22 protein-coding genes are annotated in these 21,687 nt (G+C 37.3%); all 22 read right to left on the bottom strand.

Translation table 11 applies throughout. The features are described 5' to 3' along the window. Positions 1–495 (bottom strand): GNAT family N-acetyltransferase, encoded by a 495-nt coding sequence (locus ACSBFT_RS13725; RefSeq protein ID WP_463047641.1) that lies wholly within the window; start codon positions 493–495, stop codon positions 1–3. Beyond that, positions 495–1,043 (bottom strand): NADH-quinone oxidoreductase subunit J family protein, encoded by a 549-nt coding sequence (locus tag ACSBFT_RS13720; RefSeq protein WP_489601056.1) that lies wholly within the window; start codon positions 1,041–1,043, stop codon positions 495–497. The genes ACSBFT_RS13725 and ACSBFT_RS13720 overlap by 1 nt, the downstream gene beginning before the upstream one ends. 12 nt (positions 1,044–1,055) lie before the next feature. Then, entirely contained in the window at positions 1,056–1,622 is a 567-nt protein-coding gene (locus ACSBFT_RS13715; RefSeq protein ID WP_463047639.1) for a NuoI/complex I 23 kDa subunit family protein, read from the bottom strand. Position 1,623: 1 nt separating this feature from the next. Then, a complete protein-coding gene (gene nuoH, locus ACSBFT_RS13710) occupies positions 1,624–2,766 on the bottom strand; it encodes an NADH-quinone oxidoreductase subunit NuoH (protein WP_463047638.1) in 1,143 nt (380 codons plus the stop codon). Between the two features lie 4 nt (positions 2,767–2,770). Then, entirely contained in the window at positions 2,771–3,856 is a 1,086-nt protein-coding gene (locus ACSBFT_RS13705) for an NADH-quinone oxidoreductase subunit G (protein WP_463047637.1), read from the bottom strand. Next, positions 3,856–5,028 (bottom strand): SGNH/GDSL hydrolase family protein, encoded by a 1,173-nt coding sequence (locus ACSBFT_RS13700; RefSeq protein WP_489601055.1) that lies wholly within the window; start codon positions 5,026–5,028, stop codon positions 3,856–3,858. Before ACSBFT_RS13700 ends, ACSBFT_RS13705 begins: the two co-directional genes overlap by 1 nt. Position 5,029: 1 nt before the next feature. Then, the gene (gene nuoF / locus ACSBFT_RS13695; RefSeq protein WP_463047635.1) at positions 5,030–6,379 is read right to left on the bottom strand and encodes an NADH-quinone oxidoreductase subunit NuoF; all 1,350 of its coding nucleotides are present in this window, start codon (positions 6,377–6,379) and stop codon (positions 5,030–5,032) included. After that, complete coding sequence (gene nuoE, locus ACSBFT_RS13690; protein ID WP_463047634.1) at positions 6,379–6,882, bottom strand: NADH-quinone oxidoreductase subunit NuoE; 504 nt, start codon at positions 6,880–6,882, stop codon at positions 6,379–6,381. Before nuoE ends, nuoF begins: the two co-directional genes overlap by 1 nt. Beyond that, positions 6,875–8,113, bottom strand: a complete 1,239-nt coding sequence (locus ACSBFT_RS13685; RefSeq protein ID WP_463047633.1) for an NADH-quinone oxidoreductase subunit D — start codon at positions 8,111–8,113, stop codon at positions 6,875–6,877. The genes nuoE and ACSBFT_RS13685 overlap by 8 nt, the downstream gene beginning before the upstream one ends. A gap of 3 nt (positions 8,114–8,116) precedes the next feature. Beyond that, a complete protein-coding gene (locus ACSBFT_RS13680) occupies positions 8,117–8,617 on the bottom strand; it encodes an NADH-quinone oxidoreductase subunit C (protein ID WP_489601054.1) in 501 nt (166 codons plus the stop codon). Between the two features lie 5 nt (positions 8,618–8,622). Further along, positions 8,623–9,162 (bottom strand): NADH-quinone oxidoreductase subunit B, encoded by a 540-nt coding sequence (locus ACSBFT_RS13675; RefSeq protein WP_463047631.1) that lies wholly within the window; start codon positions 9,160–9,162, stop codon positions 8,623–8,625. Between the two features lie 19 nt (positions 9,163–9,181). After that, positions 9,182–9,556: an NADH-quinone oxidoreductase subunit A gene (locus ACSBFT_RS13670; protein WP_463047630.1), complete on the bottom strand. Its 375-nt coding sequence runs from the start codon at positions 9,554–9,556 to the stop codon at positions 9,182–9,184. Positions 9,557–9,725: 169 nt separating this feature from the next. After that, the gene (locus ACSBFT_RS13665; protein WP_489601053.1) at positions 9,726–12,437 is read right to left on the bottom strand and encodes a sialate O-acetylesterase; all 2,712 of its coding nucleotides are present in this window, start codon (positions 12,435–12,437) and stop codon (positions 9,726–9,728) included. A gap of 69 nt (positions 12,438–12,506) precedes the next feature. Further along, positions 12,507–13,493, bottom strand: a complete 987-nt coding sequence (obgE, locus tag ACSBFT_RS13660) for a GTPase ObgE (protein WP_463047628.1) — start codon at positions 13,491–13,493, stop codon at positions 12,507–12,509. Between the two features lie 72 nt (positions 13,494–13,565). Then, entirely contained in the window at positions 13,566–14,138 is a 573-nt protein-coding gene (locus tag ACSBFT_RS13655) for an adenylate kinase (protein WP_489601052.1), read from the bottom strand. A 116-nt stretch (positions 14,139–14,254) separates the two neighbouring features. After that, the gene (locus ACSBFT_RS13650; protein WP_489601051.1) at positions 14,255–15,961 is read right to left on the bottom strand and encodes a tetratricopeptide repeat protein; all 1,707 of its coding nucleotides are present in this window, start codon (positions 15,959–15,961) and stop codon (positions 14,255–14,257) included. A gap of 182 nt (positions 15,962–16,143) precedes the next feature. Then, a complete protein-coding gene (locus ACSBFT_RS13645) occupies positions 16,144–17,070 on the bottom strand; it encodes a PstS family phosphate ABC transporter substrate-binding protein (protein WP_489601050.1) in 927 nt (308 codons plus the stop codon). Between the two features lie 297 nt (positions 17,071–17,367). Further along, positions 17,368–18,213, bottom strand: a complete 846-nt coding sequence (locus tag ACSBFT_RS13640; protein WP_463047624.1) for an energy transducer TonB — start codon at positions 18,211–18,213, stop codon at positions 17,368–17,370. 19 nt (positions 18,214–18,232) lie between these two features. Beyond that, positions 18,233–18,793, bottom strand: coding sequence for an ExbD/TolR family protein (locus ACSBFT_RS13635; RefSeq protein ID WP_463047623.1), 561 nt, complete (start codon positions 18,791–18,793; stop codon positions 18,233–18,235). Between the two features lies 1 nt (position 18,794). Then, the gene (locus tag ACSBFT_RS13630; RefSeq protein WP_463047622.1) at positions 18,795–19,385 is read right to left on the bottom strand and encodes an ExbD/TolR family protein; all 591 of its coding nucleotides are present in this window, start codon (positions 19,383–19,385) and stop codon (positions 18,795–18,797) included. A gap of 61 nt (positions 19,386–19,446) precedes the next feature. Continuing rightward, the gene (locus ACSBFT_RS13625; RefSeq protein ID WP_463047621.1) at positions 19,447–20,277 is read right to left on the bottom strand and encodes a MotA/TolQ/ExbB proton channel family protein; all 831 of its coding nucleotides are present in this window, start codon (positions 20,275–20,277) and stop codon (positions 19,447–19,449) included. Positions 20,278–20,631: 354 nt separating this feature from the next. Beyond that, on the bottom strand, positions 20,632–21,675 hold the full coding sequence (locus tag ACSBFT_RS13620) for a M28 family peptidase (RefSeq protein ID WP_489601049.1): 1,044 nt from the start codon (positions 21,673–21,675) through the stop codon (positions 20,632–20,634). Between the last annotated feature and the right edge of the window lie 12 nt (positions 21,676–21,687).

Below are 21,687 nucleotides of genomic sequence, written 5' to 3'. Positions count from 1 at the left end.
TTAATTTATTGCTTTAATGTAATGAGCTATTTTTTTGCCATCTTTTATTATTTCTTTGTGAAAGATAAAGCCTTGTTTTGTTAAAACATGAATAGATGGCGTATTTTCCAAATCAACAATGGCTAAAAGCGTTTTAAAACTGCTTAGAGAGGAAGCATAGTTTATTATGGCTTTTAACATTTCTGTTCCGAAACCTTTTTGCCAATAGATAGGAAAAATGGCGTATCCTACTTCCAAGATACCTTCTTGAACTGCAGTGATTTTTACATACCCAATAAAGGTATTATCTTCTCTAAGTTCAGCCTTTATAAACCCAATTTTTGGGTTCTCCTTATTAACGAGAAGTTGATATTCAAATCTCTCTTTAGCATCAGATAGGGATAGTCTTGTTGAAGTAATGTATGTCATTACCTCATCGCTTTGCGACATCTCTAAAGATTCCTTTTCATCTGAAGAGGTAATTTGAGAGAATATTAACCTATCTGAAGAAAACACTAGAAATGTCTTTCGCCCTTTTCTCTTTTACCTAACATGACAGCACCTGTCATAGCCACAAGAAATAGTATAGATACTAATTCGAAAGGTAATAGATACTTACTGTATAAAAGTGTCCCTAAAGTCTCTATGAAGCCTGTTTTAGCCTGATAAGTAGCAGGATTAGTTCTAGGAATGTCGGTCATTCTTATGGCCGCAATAAGAATAAGAGCAATGGTACCTCCAACTATAGTGGCAGCTATCATCACTTTATTATTATGAAGTGCTGGGGCGGTATCTTCCTTAATATTTAGAAACATAACCACAAAGAGGAAAAGCACCATAATGGCTCCAGCGTAAACAATGATGTTTACAACGGCAATGAACTGAGCATTAAGAAGGATATAATGAGCAGACAGGGAAAAGAAAGTAAGTATTAAATAAATAATACTATGAATTGGGTTTTTAGACATTATGGTACCCAAAGCACCAAATAAGGTAACTACCGAAATGACATAAAAAAGCCATTGGGTCGAAGTCATGTTTTGTAAATTATTGATAAAGTCCATTTGACGTCGATATTAGTAATTAACTGGTTTTTGTTGTTCCCAAAGTTTTTGCATTTCCTCTTTGGTCCATGCGTCTCTTTCGTATCTTTCATTCATGTCTTCTACAAGTTGGTCTTTGCCATAAATAACTTGGTCACGACTGGTGAAAACAGGTACAAATTTATCATGTCTTAGATAGACAGCTTCTTTAGGGCACGCTTCTTCACATAAACCGCAAAAAATACAGCGAAGCATGTTTACTTCATACGAAGCGGCATATTTTTCTTCTCTGTAAAGAGATTCTTCTCCTTTCACTCTTTCAGCAGCAACCATGGAAATGGCTTCTGCTGGGCAAGCAACGGCACAAAGACCGCATGCCGTACATCTTTCTCTGCCCTCTTCATCTCTTTTTAAGATATGATGCCCTCTAAATATAGGCCCTAAATATCTTTTTTGTTCGGGATATCTTATGGTTACTTTTTTGGAAAAAAAGTGTTTTAAGGTTATTCCCATTCCTTTCGCAATACCTGGAAGATATGTTTTCTCCGCCAGCGTTAAAGGTGTTTTATCTGTCTTTTTAGCTCTATTGGTTAATTGCATATCAGAGTGTTGCTTTTTTTGTTGAAAACAGAAATGAATAAGCGTAAACAAGAGCAATAAATACAGCTAAGCCTATCCAGTTTACCAAAAATGGTTGACCTGAAAGCTCTGCTGCCGCCGTAATAATAAGATTGACAACGGCCAAAGGTAAAAGTCCTTTCCATCCTAAATCCATGAGTTGGTCATATCTAAATCGCGGCAATGTCCATCTTACCCACATAAATAAGAATATAAAGAAGAAGATTTTCCCGAAGAAAGCCATTGTACCTATTAAAGTTGTAAGATTATGACCTATCGTTTCTCCAAATTGACTTATTAATTGAACAGATACCCAATCCATGCCTGGAAAATTAAAACCACCAAAATAAAGTGTGGCAATAACCGCAGAAGTAATAAACATATTGACGTATTCAGAGAATAGGTAAAGGCCTAATTTCATAGAACCATATTCTGTATGGTAACCTGCAACCAGTTCATTCTCAGATTCTGGAAGGTCAAATGGTGTTCTGTTACATTCTGCAAAGGCACAAACCAAGAAGATAAGAAAACCTAAAGGTTGGTAGAATACATTCCAACTACCACCATGCTGACCTTCTACAATGGTTCTTAGAGACAAAGAGCTAGACATCATAACAATGGCGATAATGGATAAACCCATTGCTAATTCGTAAGAGATGTTTTGCGATGCAGCTCTAATAGCCCCATAAAGTGAGTATTTGTTATTGGAAGCCCAGCCGCCAATAAGAATGCCATAAACACCCAATGATACCACACCAAAAACCCATAAGATACCAATATTTACCTCAATAACCTGAACTAAGATCTTTTGACCTTCATAGATGATACTATTTCCAAAAGGTATTACAGAACTGGTCATTAAAGCGGTTAACATCGCTAGAGCGGGTCCAAAGATAAATAACCATTTGTCTGCTAGGGTAGGGACAAAGTCTTCTTTAAAAAAAAGTTTTCCAGCATCCGCTAGTGGTTGTAAAAGTCCAAAAGGTCCCGCTCTATCTGGTCCAACTCTATCTTGTATATATGCTGCTATAACTCTTTCGAAATAGGTTTCGTATGCAGCTATTGTAAGAGATAGGGCAAAAATGCCGAAAACAATTAAACCTTTTATGATTATAACTCCTTCCATAAAATTAATCTTCTAACAATTTAAAGTCTTCGTTTTTTTCCATTAATGCCTTATAGTCATCAGATTGTTTAATCTCTTCTAGATTTTTGTCATAAGGCCTGCTGTCATCTATATTCTTAAAGTTATGCTGAGCATATTCTAATGCAAAAGCAGGCTTCTTAACCAAGTCAGCTCTATATTTATTGGCAGACATAACAGAATGGCGATCCATTTGGGCTGGACCTTCAATGGTCCAATCTTTTGTTTCTTTTTTCTCAAATCTACAGGTGTTGCAGATGAATTCCTCCACTTCTCCCCATTGATTTTTTTTGCCCGTAACTCTTATAATTTCGTCACCTTTATACCATAGATGTACTTTACCACAGCATTTGTCACAATCTCTATGAGCATCCATTGGTTTCGTAAACCAAACTCTGTTTTTAAAGCGGTATGTTTTATCCGTTAAAGCTCCTACTGGACAAACGTCAATCATATTTCCAGAGAAATCATTATCAATCGCTTGACCGATATAAGTGCTAATTTCTGCATGATCTCCTCTGTTCATAACGCCATGGCATCTACCGTCCGTAATTTGGTCTGCCGTATGCACACATCGGTAGCATAATATACAGCGATTCATATGAAGCTGAATTTTATCGCCTACGTCTTCTCTTTCAAAAGTTCTTCTTTCTTCTTCAAAACGCTGCGTTTCCGTTCCATGTTTAAAAGAGAAATCTTGTAAATGACATTCACCTGCCTGATCACAAACTGGGCAATCCAAAGGATGATTGATTAAAAGAAATTCCACTATACCTTTTCTGGTGTCTACGACCTCTTCGTTGGTATAGTTTTCTACAACCATTCCATCTTGGGCTGGCGTAATGCACGATGCCACAAGTTTTGGCATAGGCCTTGGATCTTTTTCCGAACCCTGAACTACTTTAACAAGACAGGCTCTGCATTTTCCTCCTGATTTTTCCAGAGGTTTGTAATAACACATAGCCGGAGGAGCCACTTCTGGTCCAATTTGCCTTGCAGCTTGCAGAATGGTTGTTCCTTGCGGAACCACTGTTTCCACACCGTCTATTGTTACTTTTATAGTGTTTTCCATTATTTAATGGTCATTATTTTATTATCAGAAATGAAACTAGCCACTGCATCTCCCGTAAAAACAGATCCTTTAGGGGTGAAATGGCAGTCGTCATAGAAATATTCTCCGTTATTCGGTATAATTTTATCAAGTCTTAAAACAGGGGCGTCAAGCTTTATAGCGGCCTTTTCCATGTCGCTATTCATTTTGTCCATAGATTTTTGCATAAAATCTTTAGAGAATTTGAAATCTTTGTTCTTGTTCATCCAGTGATATTTTTGAAGCGTTTTGTCTTCAGAAAGCCAAGTTGTAGGCTGAGTCATAAGGATAACTGGAATATCGTTGGCTTTGCATATACCTATGAACGAGGTCACCATTTTCTCATAATAGTCAAAATTGACATTTGGATTACTTCCTAAGGGCAATTCTTGCGTTTGTATCGGAGGTATTAAATGGTCAGAGAAATGAATATCTGTTCCTGAGGGTATAGGTCTATGTTTTCTCTCTTTTAGGTGATCAATTTTTGTAGACTTGGCATTAAATCTATTTTTAGCATTTATGCCCAATCTAAAAATGGTAGATTTACCTAGTAGCAATTTTGGCCAGCGAATAAGTTCGCTTGAAACGGGAATGTCATTAAACCTTAAAAGGTTATTATCTCCCATCAACACATTTAAATCATTAACCCCCGCGAACAAAATAACCATATCCGGTTTCAAATGTATAACGCGGTTTTGGAGCAAAGAAATATGATCAAACATGGCCGATCCTGCCGTGCCGCCGTTATAGACATTGATAGGCTGTTTCAATGATTCCTCTAAATGTCTCTCGAGTATTTGACACCAGCTTTTTTCGTAAGGGTAGTCATAACCTTGAGTGGTGCTTCCGCCTATGGCATAAATACTAAATTCATCTTTAGTAGTATCTATATCATCATTGTGCCTAAATCCGAAGTTGTTGATATGAATATCGTTTACCAAAGATTCTGTTTCCGGAAAAAGCTCGTTTGGTCTGAAAAGAAATGCAAAATCTGAGTTTCTACGGTTTTGTAATCTAATAACCTCGCCTGTAGTGTACGATTTCACTCTTAAGTGGGCATAGGGATCTGGTAGTTTTATGAAAAAAGATAAAACTACCTCCGCTATCAGGAGGGTAAAAAGAAATACAATTATACTATAGAATAGACCTTTCATTTTAAGCCAAAGTCATTGCTAATTTTGAAAAATATACGCCTTTTGTTGTGGCTTGCTCTGGGTGTCTAATATGCCACTCAAACTCATCTCTGAAATGACGAATAGCACTTGCTACTGGCCAAGCTGCCGCATCGCCTAGGGGGCAAATGGTATTTCCTTCTATTCTTTTGGCAACGTCTACAAGCAAGTCTATGTCTTTTTCGTTTCCTTTTCCATGCTCTAGTCTGTAAAGAACCTTCTCCATCCAGCCTGTACCCTCACGGCATGGAGAACACTGTCCGCAAGATTCATGGCGATAGAATCTTGTAAAGTTCCAAGTGTTTCTTACAATACAAGTGGTTTCATCCATGGCTATAAATCCACCAGAACCCAGCATTGTACCAGATTGAAAGCCACCGTCTGAAAGAGATTCGTATGTCATAAGTCTTGACTCTCCTGCAGCTGTTTTTAAAATAAGGTGAGCAGGTAAAATTGGTACGGAAGAACCACCAGCTACTACAGCTTTTAATTCATGACCATCTCTAATTCCACCTAAATACTCATCTGAGTAAATAAATTCTTCAACAGGTAGCCCTAATTGAATTTCATAAACCCCAGGGTTTTTAATATGACCAGATGCCGAAATTAATTTTGTTCCTGTACTTCTGCCTATGCCCATTTCGGCATAAGCTTCACCCCCGTTTTGAATAATCCAAGGTGTATTTGCAATGGATTCTACATTGTTTACGACGGTAGGGCATTGATAAAGACCTTTTACTGCAGGGAAAGGGGGTTTGTTTCTAGGATTCCCTCTTTTACCTTCAAGAGATTCTAATAAGGCCGTTTCTTCACCACATATATATGCTCCACCTCCTGGCTGAACAATTAACTCTAAATCAAAACCGCTTCCTAATATATTTTTGCCTAGATAGCCAGCAGCTTTAGCCTCTGCAATAGCCTTTTCTAGAATATGAATAACGTACATTAACTCGCCCCTTACGTAAATAAAGGATTTGTTTGCACCTAAGGCAAAACTTGAAATGATCATTCCCTCAATGAGTAAATGAGGATTTTTCATCATCAAGTAATGATCTTTAAATGTACCAGGTTCAGATTCATCGGCGTTGCATACAAGATATCTCGGTACACCCTCAGGTTTGGCTAGGAAACCCCATTTCATTCCCATCGGGAAACCTGCACCACCTCGGCCTCTTACACCTGCTTTTTTAACCTCTTCTACCACCTCATCAGGAGACATCGTTTTTAACGATTTTTCCACTCCCAAATAACCGCCTAGTTTTTTATAGACAGCAATCTGTTCAAGACCTTCTGTACCTATATCTTTGGTTAATATTTTGATATTGTCTGCCATTAGTTTTTACTCCTTAGGTCATCGATAATCTCGTCAACTTTATTGTTGTCAAGGTGTAAATAGAACTTTTCTCTAATTTGAAAACAAGGCCCCCAGCCACATGCGGCCAAGCATTCTACTTCTTTAAGGGTTATTAAACCATCTTCTGTAGTTTGACCAGTTTCAATATTTAGTTTGTCTTTTAAATGACCATAGACCTCTTCGCCTCCCATGACACAGCAAGGGCCCGTTCTACAGTATTCAATGACATGTTTTCCCACCGGTTCCAAATGAAACATGGTGTAAAAAGTAGCTACTTCATAGACTTCCACCGGCTGAATAGATAGTATTCCGGCTACGTAGTCCATGGTTTCTGAACTTACCCAGCCAAATTGCTCTTGAGCCAAATGTAAGATTGGCAATAAGGCGGACTTCTGCTTTCCTTCGGGATAGCGGGCTATTATTTCTTCAACTTTCTGAAGTCTTTCAGGAGTGAAAGTGATATTTTCTTTTATGTCAGGCATCTAATTCCCCAGCGATTACATTTAAACTACTCATTATGGCTACGGCATCAGAAATGGTTAGACCTTGTACCATTTCAGAATAAGCCTGATAATATATAAAACTTGGTCTTCTAAAGTGAAGTCTGTAAGGTGTTCTTCCTCCATCACTTACCAAGTAGTATCCTAATTCTCCATTTCCTCCTTCTACAGCGTGGTAAACCTCGCCTATGGGTGCTTCTATCTCTCCCATAATTATTTTGAAATGGTAAATAAGTGCTTCCATACTTCTATAAACTTCCTTCTTAGGAGGAAGGTAATAGTGGTCTTCATTAGCAAAATATGGTCCGACTGGAAGGTTTTCTAAGGCTTGTCTGATAATTTTCAAGCTTTCCCACATCTCCGCATTTCTGACCATATATCTATCGTAGGTATCACCATTGTGACCCACAGGAATCTCAAAATCAAAATCCTCATAAGAGGAATATGGCTCCATTGCTCTTACATCATAATCTACACCAGCCGCTCTTAGGTTTGGCCCTGTAAAGCCATATTCCATGGCTCTCTCCGCCGTAATACCGCCCACATTAACAGTACGATCCATGAAAATCCTATTTCTATTCATAAGATTTTCAAACTCAGCCAGTACTTTAGGGAAAGAGTTATAAACAAGGTCTTTAATTTTGGCTAAAGCGGTAGGAGAGAGGTCTCTTTCCATGCCACCCACACGACCCATATTTGTAGTAAGCCTTGCTCCGCATATCTCCTCGTATATTTCGTAAATCTTTTCTCTCTCTTGGAATAGATATAAGAAGCCAGAGTAAGCTCCAGTGTCTACACCTAAGATAGAATTACAAATAAGATGATCGGATATACGAGCCAATTCCATCAATATCACACGAATATATTGAGCTCTTTTTGGCACTTCCACACTAAGAAGCTTCTCAACCGTCATGTGCCATCCAAAATTGTTAATTGGAGAGGAACAATAGTTGAGTCTATCGGTTAATGTAGTTATTTGATAAAATGGTCTTCGTTCCGCAATCTTTTCAAAAGCCCTATGAATATAGCCGACGGTCTGAACGCCAGAGATAATTTTATCTCCGTCCATTTTGAGTACATTCTGAAAAATACCATGCGTGGCAGGGTGTGTAGGACCAAGATTTAAAGTAGTTAGTTCTCTTTCTTCTTGAATAGGAAGATTGAGAGCTAAAGCTTCAGAAGTCAGTTTCGGTATGTTTATTTCTTCTGCCATATATTATCTTCCAAAAAGGGCGTCTATTTTATCTTCGCGGGTTGCATCTTCTAATGGATATTCCTTTCTCATAGGATGATAATCCATTTCGTCCATATTCAGTATTCTAGTCATATTTGGATGTCCAGTGAAGTTGATTCCGTAGAAATCAAAAGTTTCACGCTCCATCCAGTTTGCTCCGGCATAAAGACTTATGGCAGTAGGAATATTAATGTCATCTTTAGGTAAGTATACTTTGATTCTTACCCTAACGGCATTTTCAAAACTATGAAGATGATAAATAACTCCAAACTCTTTTCCTTTGGCATCAGGGAAATGGATTCCAGTGATGTCGGTTAAAAATTTAAACTTTAACGTATCACTTTGGTTAAGATACTTTAGAATATTTATAATATTATCTGGCGTAGTAGAAAATGTTAAGAGGCCATAAGGCTCTTCAAATTCGGTTACAGCTCCACCAAAGTGACTGACCAAATCTTCTACTATTTCTTGATTACTGATCATTCTTTTTAGATGTTATATGATTCTAAAAGAGCTTTGTATTCTTCAGACTCGCGTCTTCTTAATGGTTCATTTTTTGCCAATTCTTGAATTTGCATTAAACCATCTAAAATTTGTTCTGGCCTTGGAGGACAACCAGGCACGTAGACGTCTACAGGAATTATCCTATCAATTCCTTGTAATACGGAATAGGTGTCAAAAATACCTCCTGACGACGCACAGGCACCTACGGCAATAACCCATCTAGGTTCTGCCATTTGAAGATAAACCTGTTTAACTACTGGAGCCATTTTTTTGGCTATGGTTCCCATCACCATTAAGAGGTCTGCCTGCCTTGGAGAGAAACTTGGTCTTTCTGAACCAAATCTTGATATATCGTAGTGAGAACCCATGGAAGCCATGAATTCGATGCCGCAACAAGACGTAGCGAATGGTAAAGGCCACAAAGAGTGGCTTCTTGCTAGACCAATAACTTGGTCTAAAGAAGTGGCGAAAAATCCAGAACCTTCATAACCATCTGGTGCATCTACTGTTTTTACTGTACTCATGAGATTTCTTTAGATGTTTTTAGTCCTTTTCCCAATTTAAAACGCCCTTGCGAATGATATAGTAAAATCCAGCCATAAGGAAAGTTACAAAAAGTAACATCTCCATAAAACCAAACCAACCGAGACTTTTGAAGTTCACTGCCCAAGGGTACATGAATATGATTTCAACATCAAATAAAACGAATAGGATAGCGATAAGAAAATACCTTACTGATAATGGAGCTCTTGCGTCACCTTCAGATTCAATGCCACATTCAAAAGGAGCCTCCTTTTTCTTGCTTTTTAATCTTGGCCCAATTAAATGGGTAATAACTATTGTAAATCCAACAAATCCAATTGCTAAAGCGAATTGAAATAATATTGGTAAATAATCTTGCGGTAAATTGCTATTCATTTGGTCTTGAAATCAAGCTGCAAAATTACCATTCATTGCAGTGTTTTACAAATTGATTGGAGTGTAATTCTGCTTAAAAATAATACTCAGAAGTGTACTTTTTTATAAATAGAACATTTAGAAGAAAGTCTTTGATAATAAAGGAGTCTTTCAGCGTAGATTGAAGTTTTTATTCAATCATTAACTTTCCAGTAAACTTGTCTCGGTTGTTTTTGACTTTCAAAATATATTTACCTTGTGGTAATTTATCCAAGTCGATTGTAATTGGACGATTAAAAATTTCAACATATTCTGAGTAGCGAGGTTTGCCACTTAAATCAAAAATTGTTACTGTCGCCCTATCCACATCTTCCAGGGTTTCAATGGTTATTTTCTTGTCAGGTGTTGGGTTTGGATAGAAGCTGAAACCGTTTCTACGCTCATCCAAATAATATTGGAAAGGCTGAGAGGTGTCAGACTCACAAGTTTTGATAGAGCCATTTTTTAAGATATAAGTCTTAATGCCTTTTAGTAGATAATCACCAGTTTTTGTTGCTTTTATAAAAGCTGTGTTTTGATTAATTTTTGTGTCATTCACGACCCAGAGATATTGCATGTTAGAGGTGTCGGAAGTGAATAAGGAATTAAGTGTAAAAGTTCCGGTTTGGAGTATTGTGGGATTCTTTGGTTTTTCTAGGACCACGATTTCTTTAGAATCAGACGCGGGGGACATACAGCCGAACTTATTACTTGTTCTTAAATATACTTCCCTGGTGTTTTTTAGCTCTATTTGTTCGGTAGTATGACCAGTACTCCAGTTATAACCGTAAGCAGGAGTTGATTTTAAAATGACCGTTTCGTCATCACATACCTCTAAACTACCTTCTGCCACAATGTTTGGCTTCTCTGGGCTTGGGTTAACTATAATGTTAATACTATTAGAAGAAGAAGTACAGCCAAACTCATTCTTGTTTATGGCATAATATGCCCCTGTTGTTCTTACAGTGAGCTCTCTTAAAGAGCTACCAGAGTTCCAAAGCATGTTTTGTTGATTCTCAACACGTAATATGGTTGAGTCGGAATCGCAAAATTCATTAGGGCCAAGGTTTTGGATACTCGGCTTTAATGCGGCGGGTTTAATGGTAACGGTGACAGGATTTGACTGTCCTTCACATCCAAATTCATTTTTTGCTTTTACGGTGAATGAGCCTGAAGAATTTATTCTGACGTCTTGCGTGTTTTCGCCCGTACTCCATTGGATACCGGTGTTTAAATTTGAGCTTAGAATTAGTTCTTCATCCGAGCAAATATCGAGAGGGCCAGAAGCTATTATTTGTGGAACGGGAGTAGGTAAATTTTTAACTTGTACTTTGTCACTTTCAGCTCCGCAAAGGTAAATGTTGACGTGCGTTAAAAAATAGGCTCCAGGCTGACTGGCTCTTATGGTATTTGCTTGCTCGCCAGTGTTCCAATAATTCCAAAAGTTGCTATTGGTCTTTATTTCTACAGATTGCCCCTGGCAAAATTCTGTTGAGCCGAGGGCTTCAATATTGGGTTTAACAGGAAATAAGGAATTGTCAAATAGAATAGGAGCGGAATAATAGATATTGCCGTATAGATCTTTTGCTTGACCTTGATGATATCCCGTGCCTACCGTGGTACGAATATCATTTTCACCGTTATTCCATTTATAAGAGGAATAACCTACAGGGGCAGCTAGGTGCATAGGCTTCGCTGGGTTCTCATTTTTGCAGTTATATTCAATTTGCATAGGCGGGTTGCCAAATTGCGGATTTGAGTATGCAAAGAAATCTGATGACATGTAATTATTCCATTGATTGGCCACTTTGGTGAATCCTGTGGTAGAGAAATGAACTCCGTCAACTCTATCTAATATTTCATCTGTATTTGGTCCCGCAAAAACATTCCCATTATTACCAATAACAGCATTTTGAGCATCAATGATAGGTTGGTGAAATCTTTCGGAAGTTTTTGAGACTCTAGCGACCATCCAAGAAATGTTTTTGCCAGTTCTGTTATTGGCTTCTTGGATCATTCTTGTCAAGTCTGCATAGTAAGTGTCGAACGGTGTGTTGAGAAAGTTATCGCTTTCTCCTTGATGCCATAATACAGCTCTAAGTCCGGTTAAATTGGTATAATAATGCAAGGCATCTGTAATGCTGGAAAATGGATATCCAGCAGGGGCTTGATTATAGGAGTAAGGGTTGGTGCCTTTTTCACCATTTGAAGATTTTACAAATTCCGTAACGGGAAAACCTTCCCATGCGGCATTCATGAAAAGTATAGGGACATTAAGTTTGTTAGCTAGTAAATCACCGAGTTCTCCCCAATACCATGAGCCTTTACCCGTTGGAGCTATTGAAGATCCAGCATCTAAATGACCAAAAGAGGGGTAAATCGGTTGGTTATAACCTTCGCTGAAAAAATTGGATACTACGTTTACTCTATCGTCATAAGCAGGTTTCTGGCCTCGACCATAATAGCCTTGTGCATTTGATTGGCCAGAGATTAAAAATACTTCTCCTACGCCAAATTTACTAACCACACTTTCTGCAACTACGCGTCCATCCTGTATTCCACGAACTCGTAACTCATACCAACCTCCTTGTACTACTAAAGAGCCACGATAGGTTCCGAAGAAGGGTGGAGCCACTATGGTGGTCCAGTCTATAGGCGTTCCGCCTTGAATTGGTGTGAGTTTGGCTTCAATTTTGTCCATTCTCGCCCTAAAATTTCCAGCTATGTAGACAATGGTTGCGTTACCATTATTTCTTTGAAAAACAGCTCTTTCAGACGGAAATGTTATATCAATGTCCTGTGCAAAAGAGTTACCACTAAAGCATATAAATAGATAAAGTACTACTTTTCTTAAAGTTCCCATGTAACCAAAATGGTTTTTTTCTTATACTAAAATCAGTTTTTAAAAAGCACATTTTTTCATGGGTAATTTTTAAGATAAATGAGCCCAGAGGACATCTTTTAACTCTTGAATTCCGTTTAGGTTTAGGGAAGAAAACATTACTGTAGGAATATCCTTGGGTAATTTTTTACTTATTTTTTCAAGGTCTTTTTTAGTTTGAGTATCCGTTTTAGAGATTCCCAAAATCCTGTGTTTGTCTAGTAGTTCAGGATTATATTTTTTTAATTCGTTTAACAATGTTTGGTATTCGGCTTCAATATCTTCACTTTCAGCTGAAACCAAAAAAAGTAATATTGAATTGCGTTCAATATGTCTTAAAAATCTTATACCAAGTCCCTTACCTTCGGCAGCACCCTCTATAATTCCAGGTATATCAGCCATAATAAAGGACTGATAATCATGATATTGAACTACCCCAAGATTGGGAGTCAACGTGGTAAAGGCATAATTTGCTATCTCAGGCTTTGCAGCAGAAACAACAGATAATAAAGTTGACTTTCCGGCATTGGGGAAACCTACTAAACCTACATCCGCCAAAACTTTTAACTCACAAATGACCCAACCTTCTTGCCCGTCTTTACCGGTTTGAGCGTATTGAGGAGTTTGTTTGGTAGCTGATTTGAAATGAGTGTTCCCTAAACCGCCTAAGCCACCTGAATAAAGTATAGTCTCCTGTTGATCTTCGGTGATTTCTGCTAGAATTTCTCCAGTTTCAGAATTTTTAACTACCGTTCCAATGGGTACTTCAATAAACACATCTTGCCCTTGTGCACCAGAACTCTTGCTTCCACTTCCTCTAACACCGTTTCCGGCTTTGATGTGTTTCTGGTATCTCAGATGTATCAGGGTCCATAGATTCCGATTACCTCTTAGAATCACATGGCCACCTCTGCCGCCATCGCCGCCATCTGGTCCACCTTTGTCCACCATCTTTTCCCTTCTAAAATGAACTGAACCCGCACCACCGCTTCCGGAGGTACAGTGTATTTTTACGTAATCAATGAAATTTGACGTCATTTTAGATTGAATTTTAAAGCTATAAAGGATTAATTAAAAATTAAAGATTGATTCCTGAAATTGATTATACGGTCACCTATTTTTATCAATTGCATTGGAAATGTTAGCGAAGATGCTATCTATGGCTCCAATACCTTCAATTTTTATAAGTTTTCCTTGGCTTTCATAATATGGAAGTACATGAATAGTTTTTTGAAAATACTCATCTATCCTTTTAATCAGTTTTATTTCGTCATCATCTGCTCTACCGCTTACCTTTTTTCTTTCAGCAATTCGTTTTTTTATTTCGTCTTGATTTACGTCTAATTGTATTACAAGCGTAATTGTCTCGTCTTTGGTCTTTAAGAAATTGTCTAAAGACTCGGCTTGTGCTACTGTACGTGGGAAACCATCAAAAATGAAGCCAGAAACATTTGGATTGGCTTCTACTTCCTCTTCCAACATATTAATTGTGATGGAATCTGGAACTAGAATTCCTTCTGAAAGCAATTCTTTTACCTTTTGTCCTAGAGGAGTATTATTCGTGATATGCATTCGAAACATATCACCAGTTGAAATATGAGCCAAATTATATTTTTCAATGATTTTGGCTGATTGAGTGCCCTTCCCTGCTCCGGGAGGTCCAAAGATTACAAGATTAAACATGAATAGAATTTTAGATTAACGAACAACAAATTTAGGACTATTTGTTAAACGAGGAATACAAACTTGTGAAACAAAAAAAGCCTGGCATTAGCCAGGCTTTTTTTTATCTGGAAAATTTATTTTCCAGATTGTGTTTTTTGCTTACCAGGAGTTGCCTTTTTGGTACTATCAGTAGGCATTACTTCTACTTCTGGGGTAATGCCCAATATAGAATTTTTTAGGTCTATTGCTCTTTGATATGTCGGGTCATATTTCAATAACTCATCAATGAAAACCATAGCCTTATCAGCGTCTTTATTTATAAGCCATTCTTTAGCAGCCAAATAGCTATATGCTTCAGAAAGACTGGCGGCATTAGCAGGTTTTTGGTCATCTGGAATTAAAGAGACATATTTCTGATATCTATCAGCAGCAATGAAGGTCGTATCTTCTGAGTTTTTATATGCTTTAGACCTTGCACTCATTAAATATGGCGGAGCCCAAGTGTCTTTATACAAAAGAACAACTTTATCAAATGTAGAATCTGCAGCGGCGTAATCTCTTACGATGTACTGTAGGTAGCCTAAGCTCCAAAAATCTTGACCATTTGGTGCTTTCTTGTTTTTTATGGCTTTTGAAACATAAGTAAGTGCTGATGGATAGTTCTGCTTCTCTTGGAAATATCTACCTAATTCACTGTAGTAGTCAAAAGTGGTATCTTTTAAAGATATAGCTTTCTCTATGTTTTCAATCGCTAACTTATCATTCGCTTCCATGTTTGCCTCATCAGTTTTAGCTAAATAAGCTCTACCAATAAAACCATAGTCTAGACCAAAAATTTCTGCTTTCTCTGCTACACTAAGGTATTTTTTCAAATCTGCTATGGCAGCGTCATAGTTACCCAATTCAAATTTAGAAATACCAGAAAGTCTATGAACAATTGGATCTTGATTACAAGATTCAATTTCTTTAATCTTCTTAAGAACGTTGTCAAAGTCTTTTGCTGTAAAAGCTAACTTCGTGTATCTAAGTTTAGCAGAGCAATCAGCATCTCCGTATTCTAAGTATTTCTGTGCGGCATCAGCAGCTTTTTCCCATCTTTGGTATGTTTGCTCTAAAGAAGATAGGTAGTAGTACGCAGGAGCATGTTCGATATCAGCAGCAATGGAGTTAGCAATGGCCGTCTGAGCTTCAGGATAGTTTTTACCTTGTAACCATATTTTAGCCATGAAGGAATAGATATAGGCCTTGTCTTTAGGATCAAGTCTTTCTGCATTCCTAAGGGCATTCATTAAATCACCACCTTCGTTTTTAATGTCGTAGGCTTTAGCCTTTACAACATAGTACTGAGGGTTATCAATTTTCTTAACTTCTAATGCTTTGTCAATAAGCATAATGGCTTCAGCAGGGTCGTTAGACCAATCAAAAAGCGTATATGCTTCAGCTGCTCTATAGATTAATTCAGAATCTTTAGAACCTCTTCCTTTTCCTATAACATCATCAATAGTAACTTTAGCTCCGGCTAAATCACCTTTACCAATTTGTACCATAGCCAAACCAAGTGTATTTAGATCATCACCTTTTTTTTCTAGTGAATTTCCCTTAGTAAAAGCCTCTTGAGCTTTGCCCAAATTTTCTTTGGCATTTGGGGTTAGAAGATAAAATCTTCCAAGTTCAAAATAATTTTCTGGTACAGGGTTTGTACTCACTAATTTGTTAAATACCTCTTCGGCTTTAATGTATCTTTCTGCATTCAAATGTCTTAGCCCTTCATCTATCGATTGAGCATTGCCATTAAGAGCAGTAAGAACTAAAACTGAAAAACTTAATAACAGTGTTTTCATAATCGTCTTCATCTTCACTTCCAGTTAAGGTTTGTTTTGTCTGTTAAATTAAAGTTCGCAAAATTAAAAAAATGGTGCTTATTAAAAGCCTTTTAGACCGTAAAATAATGTTTTTTTTATGTTTTACTTAGACTTTTTAGAGAATAAAAGGTTTGTAAATGATATGTTAATACAAAATATTCTTATTCTACAACCACTATCGGATTTCCGGAAGTAAGTTGATAATTTTTAGGAATCAGATAATAGGGCTGTAAACCCATTTTTTCCACCACTAATTGCCCCACTTGCGTACAGGCAAATCGAATGAAACCCATTGCAACCCCCCAACCATTTTGAGTGGTATGTAAATAAATAATTTTGATAAAGGGATATTGATTTTCTTTGAGATTATTTACGGAAGGAAAAATGCTTGCAGAATTTTCTGTTGTTTTAATACCCAATATCTTAATTCTTTCTTTTAATGCCATTGAGGTTTTATCATCCACATCACTTATCCAGTTTAGACCAACTAGCCCTATGACATTTTGACTTTTTTCCACACGGTCAAAAACGTCCTCAGTGCCGTCGGCTGCAAAGATGTTTGCTTTATTAATGTTTTTGATGTCGAATTTTTCCAACATGAGATTTAGATTACTGGAACTGCTATTATCAAAAATAAATTTGATGTCGCTTTTTTCTCCTTTAAGTATGGTTGAAATTTCATCCATGGTAAGGCTCTCTAGATTACTTTCCTTATTAGTGATGAGTACTACAGCGTCCAATGCCATTCTGGCTGGATGGTATTCTCTATCTCTTTGAACGTAATACTTTTGTTCTTCTGTTGTCAATTCTCTTGAAACAATCGCTAAATCAGACGAGTCGCTTAGGAGAGCGTTGATGGCTTTTTGTTCTGGCGTATATATAATATTAAACTTGGTGTCTGGATAGTGGGCTTGATAGGCTGTAATTTGAGCCCGTGCCACCGGTTTGAAAGATTCATCTACAGTTACGGTTATCTCTCCTTTACTCACAGACAGCCTATCACTATCTCTAGGATGCTGGCAAGCATTTTGGGCAAGAAGTACCCCAGAGAAAAGAAGGAAGGGCAAATATTTAAGAAACTTATTCATAATGATAAATACGTCTTTTTAAGAAAAAAGTTTGCTGATTTTAAAAAGTTGCTGGCCAATTAACTAAAAAACAGGCCACTTAAAGTGACCTGTTTTTCAATATGCGATAGATTCGGAATATGCCGTAGACTATTAAAAGACCACCTAATGAGTAGCTTACACTCTGTGGGAGGCTCGACATAAACCATTGCTTCTTAATGATAAAGAATCCAATGAATATGTAAAGTAATCCCATGGTGACATTTAAGACAAGTTTTGTAATTGTCCATAGTCTATTAGGGTCCATACGGCCAGACATTACTCTAATTGATAGAATACTGGCATGGTAAAGAATACACGAACATTTTTACCATTCTGACGTCCTGGATTCCATTTTGGCATCGATTTGATAACGCGAATTGCTTCTTCGTCACAACCAAAACCAATCCCCTTTAGAACGTCAATTTTACCAATTGAACCATCTTTTTCAACAACGAACTTAACGAATACACGACCTGAAATATTGGCTCTTTGAGCTGCAGGTGGGTATTTGATTTTAGAGTTGATGTATTTGTACATCTCCGAAGTTCCTCCAGGAAACTCTGGGTTCTGCTCTACTGCTGTGAAAATCTCCTCTTCTTTAGGTTTACCAAGTCCTGCTGGTTTTGTTACAGCTGGAGGAGGTGGGGGTGGGGGCGTAAATACATCCGTCACCTTATCTCCTTCTACATTTTTAGTAGAAACAATGGCATCTTCCAAATCTTTATCTTCGGGAGGAGGCGTTTCAATAATTACCTTATCATCAGCTTTAGGCTCAGGAGGTAAGAATTGAACTTGCTTTAACTCGGGAGGTGGAGGTGGTGGCTCCTCCTCTTCTGGAGGCGGAATGTCAATTTCCTCTTCTTCGTCAAGTTCTTCTTCCAAGGCAGATAAATCTATCTCTACAGAAGTGATCTCATCAGGGGCCAAGTTGGGTACCACAAATTTTTGATAGCCCCATGCTCCGCCTATCAGTAGCAAACATGAGCTAATGCCATATATTGCTGCCTTCGTCAGAAATTTGGAATAATTCTTTCTCAAGAAATAAGCTCCGTAGGTCTTATTTCTGTGTTCGAAAATTATATCATCCAAACTCGGCGGATTGCTATTTTTATTATTATCCATTTTCTTAGGAATTTAAAAATTAATTAGTAGGGACAGGCTTACCAATTTTGGCATAGTAAGCTTCTTTCTCTACGTCTTGTAATTCCACAACGGCCTTTTTATTACTATCCGTAATGGCCATTTCATCCAGGATATCGACTGAATTCTTCCAAGTAGATTCATCACTTGGTTTAATAATTACAGTCCAGTTCTCTGGGCTCAACGCTCCCTTCTTTTTCAAGAGAATTGCATTTCTAATACCTGTGTCAGAATAGTCGGTTTCAACTAAATCGTCTACTGTTACCTCTTTTAGAGGTTTTTGATACCAGAATACTCTATCATCTCCACCTAAGATTATAGTGATAGTATTAGATACTTTAATATCCAATTCTTGTTCTATTCTATCCTCTGGTGGCAACTCCTTTGGTGTGTTGTAAACCATTGTATTTGGTTTACTGAAGGTGGTTGTGTAAATAAAGAATGTTATCAATAAGAAACCTAAATCCACCATGGGTGTCATATCTGGTTTCCCTGCACCTTTCTTTACTCTTGGTTTACCACCTTTACCTCCACCGGATTCTTTTACTTGTACTTCAGCCATTTTATTTCTCGGTTTTGGTTATCAATTTAAACTTGTTCAAATCGGCCGCACCAAACTCTTTAAAAAGGTTTCTTAAAGAAGGATAAGGTGTGGCACCATCTCCTCTTACCGTAATACTAGAGCCTGAGAATGTTTCTCCAAAAGTCTTTACCCAGTCTACCAATTCGTTGTCTGTAGAGTCTAAAGGTATACCTGTTAATGGGTATGCCGCTCTTTCAACTTCAGTTAAATTGATGTAAGCTTTTAGTTGCTTCATTGGTACGCCTACTTCTGAAAGACTTGTAAACTGGATCATTTCTTGTTGAGAAAGTCCTAAGTTATACTTATCGCTCATCGCTTTAGCGAAATCATCTCTTTGAGATGGATCTACAATTCCGAAATAGTATTTGCCGAATTGGTCAATAGAGACCATAGACGCATCTGTTTCAGGGATTAGATCTAGTGAAATGGATGATGGAGTATTGATTGTTACTGTCTCCTCGCTTTTAAATGAACTGGCCATTATAAAGAAGGTCAATAACAAGAAAGCTACATCACACATCGCTGTCATGTCCATTGCTGGACCGTGTCTTTTTGGTTTTACAGCTGCCATATATTTTTCTTTTAATGCTTAAAGTTAAACAATAATTTTTAATAACTAAAAAATTAGTTGATTAATTATTCGCAGAGAAAGTTTGTTGTAAGCTCATACCGATTTCATCAATCTTGTATGTTAAACCATCAATCTTACTTGTGAAAAGGTTGTACATGATGATGGCAACCGCTGAAGTTCCAATACCAAGACCAGTGTTAATAAGTGCTTCTGCAATACCACGAGCAAGTTCAGCTGCATCTGGAGCTCCACCACCTTCACCAATAGCGAAGAAAGAACGAATCATACCAAGTACAGTTCCTAAAAGTGCAATAAGTGTAGCAACAGAACCTAAAGTAGAAAGAATAGTAAGATTCTTTTCTAACATTGGTAATTCTAATGAAGTAGCTTCTTCGATCTCTTTCTGAAGAGCAGCTAACTTTTGGTCTTTTGTTAATTGAGTTTCACCAACTAATTGGTTGTACTTCATAAGAGCTGTTTTTGCAACATTTCCTACAGTACCACTTTGTTTGTCACACTCTTTGATAGCATCTGCAAGATTACCAGAGCTAACTTGAGAACGGATTTTTGCAACAAACGCGTCTAAGTTGCCTTTTCCAGAAGACTTGCCAATAGTGATAAAACGCTCAATTGAGAAAACGACTACAATAAGAAAACAAGTAATAAGAATAGGTACAATAACACCACCAGAGTAAACGATACCTAGCATGTTAGATGGATGATGTTTTACCTCAGGGTCATCAAAGTTAGCACCATCACCAAGGATGAATTTCCAGATGCAGATACCAATTACAAGTAAAATAGGAATGATAATTCCTGCGTTAAGTCCACCACCTTTTTTTGGAGCGGCCGCTTTTTTCGGTGCCGCAGGGGCTGTAGTCTTTTTTTCCATTAGATTAGAATTTTTTGGGGTTTTTGTTTGATTAAAACCGTTTGTTTAAAAAAAATAATTAATTCGTTTTGAAAAGAGGCTTTAGACCGATTTAAGTAGTCAGATACTAAACAAAACTTTGGCAATTCTAAGGAAAATACCTTAGAACCTAAAACATTTGTGAAGCCTTTTTTTTGTTAACATTAGATTTCTCCTGTTTTTTCTTTCAATGCCCTATAAATGCATGCAGAGGCATTTTTTTTATTTAAGTAATAAAATTAAAGGATAAAAATAGGTGATTTAGGCAAGAATGAGGCTTTGAAATTAAAGGGTTTTGTCTATCAGTTATACTTTTAGCCGACGTTTATGAAAGTTTTAACGATTGAGCTTCAGGCTTTCGTCTCTATTTGTCAGTTCCCATGCTGTGTGGAAAATTAATTTCGTGATTTTTGAGTATTTAGGAAATAATATTTTGTCAATGTCGTCTCCAGGTCTATGATAGTCTTCATGAACGCCTGTAAAAAAAAATACAACTGGTATATTATTTTTTGCGAAATTGTAATGATCGGACCGATAATAGAATCTGTTTGGATCCTTTTCGTCATTGTAGGTATAGTCTAATTCAAAATTTATGTAACGTTTATTTACATCTTTAGTGACCTTGTCGAGGTCTTTTGAGAGCTTATCTGCACCTATTAGGTATACGTATTGGTCTGATTTATGCTTATCATCTTTACGTCCTATCATATCTATATTTAAATCACAAGCGATGGTTTCCAATGGTATTACCGGAGATATATCTGTGAAATATTTAGAACCTAAGAGGCCTTTTTCTTCACCTGCTACTAATAAAAAAAGAATACTTCGTTTCGGTTCGTGACCTTCCTTTTTTGCTAACGCAAATGCTTCTGCAATTTCTAAAATGGCCGCTGTTCCACTTCCGTCGTCATCGGCACCATTGTTTATTTCTCCATTACTGTTTATGCCTATATGATCATAATGTGCAGAAATAACAATGACTTCTTCTTTCTTACCTGTTCCAGGTAGGAAACCTAGAATGTTCATGGTGGCACGTTTCTCAAAACCCTCTGCGTTCTCTTCCTTGTTTAAGACAAGCTTTTGAGATTTACCTTTTACCCAAACATCGAACCATTGAAAATAAGATTTATACGCTCCAAGGTCAACTGGTCGTTCGAGCCCGATTCTTTCAAATTCTTCAGCGAGATATCTTGCCGCTTTAAACTGCCCTGCTGTTGCAGTTTCTCTACCTTCCATTTCATCTGAAGCAATTATTTCTAGGTGTTTTCTTAAATCTGATTCTGAAATGGTCTCTGCATAAACCTTTGATAAATCTTGGGCAAAGGATATGTTTTTTGATATTATGCTTAGCATTAATACCAGAAAGAAAATGTTTTTCATTGCTTGAAATAT

Source organism: Arcticibacterium sp. SM2516 (genome assembly GCF_057914865.1).
Note: the sequence above shows the minus strand (reverse complement) of the source record. Positions and strands in the feature narration are given on the sequence as shown.

Excerpts from the sequence above, each read along its gene's own strand:
- ACSBFT_RS13670 (WP_463047630.1), bottom strand. The coding sequence starts at position 9,556 with ATGAATAGCAATTTACCGCAAGATTATTTACCAATATTATTTCAATTC.
- nuoF (WP_463047635.1), bottom strand. The coding sequence starts at position 6,379 with ATGGCAGACAATATCAAAATATTAACCAAAGATATAGGTACAGAAGGT.
- ACSBFT_RS13700 (WP_489601055.1), bottom strand. The coding sequence starts at position 5,028 with ATGAAAGGTCTATTCTATAGTATAATTGTATTTCTTTTTACCCTCCTG.
- ACSBFT_RS13620 (WP_489601049.1), bottom strand. The coding sequence starts at position 21,675 with ATGAAAAACATTTTCTTTCTGGTATTAATGCTAAGCATAATATCAAAA.
- ACSBFT_RS13685 (WP_463047633.1), bottom strand. The coding sequence starts at position 8,113 with ATGGCAGAAGAAATAAACATACCGAAACTGACTTCTGAAGCTTTAGCT.
- ACSBFT_RS13665 (WP_489601053.1), bottom strand. The coding sequence starts at position 12,437 with ATGGGAACTTTAAGAAAAGTAGTACTTTATCTATTTATATGCTTTAGT.
- ACSBFT_RS13675 (WP_463047631.1), bottom strand. The coding sequence starts at position 9,162 with ATGAGTACAGTAAAAACAGTAGATGCACCAGATGGTTATGAAGGTTCT.
- ACSBFT_RS13715 (WP_463047639.1), bottom strand. The coding sequence starts at position 1,622 with ATGCAATTAACCAATAGAGCTAAAAAGACAGATAAAACACCTTTAACG.
- ACSBFT_RS13720 (WP_489601056.1), bottom strand. The coding sequence starts at position 1,043 with ATGGACTTTATCAATAATTTACAAAACATGACTTCGACCCAATGGCTT.
- ACSBFT_RS13705 (WP_463047637.1), bottom strand. The coding sequence starts at position 3,856 with ATGGAAAACACTATAAAAGTAACAATAGACGGTGTGGAAACAGTGGTT.
- ACSBFT_RS13635 (WP_463047623.1), bottom strand. The coding sequence starts at position 18,793 with ATGGCTGAAGTACAAGTAAAAGAATCCGGTGGAGGTAAAGGTGGTAAA.
- obgE (WP_463047628.1), bottom strand. The coding sequence starts at position 13,493 with ATGACGTCAAATTTCATTGATTACGTAAAAATACACTGTACCTCCGGA.
- ACSBFT_RS13650 (WP_489601051.1), bottom strand. The coding sequence starts at position 15,961 with ATGAAAACACTGTTATTAAGTTTTTCAGTTTTAGTTCTTACTGCTCTT.
- ACSBFT_RS13630 (WP_463047622.1), bottom strand. The coding sequence starts at position 19,385 with ATGGCAGCTGTAAAACCAAAAAGACACGGTCCAGCAATGGACATGACA.
- ACSBFT_RS13645 (WP_489601050.1), bottom strand. The coding sequence starts at position 17,070 with ATGAATAAGTTTCTTAAATATTTGCCCTTCCTTCTTTTCTCTGGGGTA.
- nuoE (WP_463047634.1), bottom strand. The coding sequence starts at position 6,882 with ATGCCTGACATAAAAGAAAATATCACTTTCACTCCTGAAAGACTTCAG.
- ACSBFT_RS13625 (WP_463047621.1), bottom strand. The coding sequence starts at position 20,277 with ATGGAAAAAAAGACTACAGCCCCTGCGGCACCGAAAAAAGCGGCCGCT.
- ACSBFT_RS13680 (WP_489601054.1), bottom strand. The coding sequence starts at position 8,617 with ATGATCAGTAATCAAGAAATAGTAGAAGATTTGGTCAGTCACTTTGGT.
- nuoH (WP_463047638.1), bottom strand. The coding sequence starts at position 2,766 with ATGGAAGGAGTTATAATCATAAAAGGTTTAATTGTTTTCGGCATTTTT.
- ACSBFT_RS13655 (WP_489601052.1), bottom strand. The coding sequence starts at position 14,138 with ATGTTTAATCTTGTAATCTTTGGACCTCCCGGAGCAGGGAAGGGCACT.
- ACSBFT_RS13640 (WP_463047624.1), bottom strand. The coding sequence starts at position 18,213 with ATGGATAATAATAAAAATAGCAATCCGCCGAGTTTGGATGATATAATT.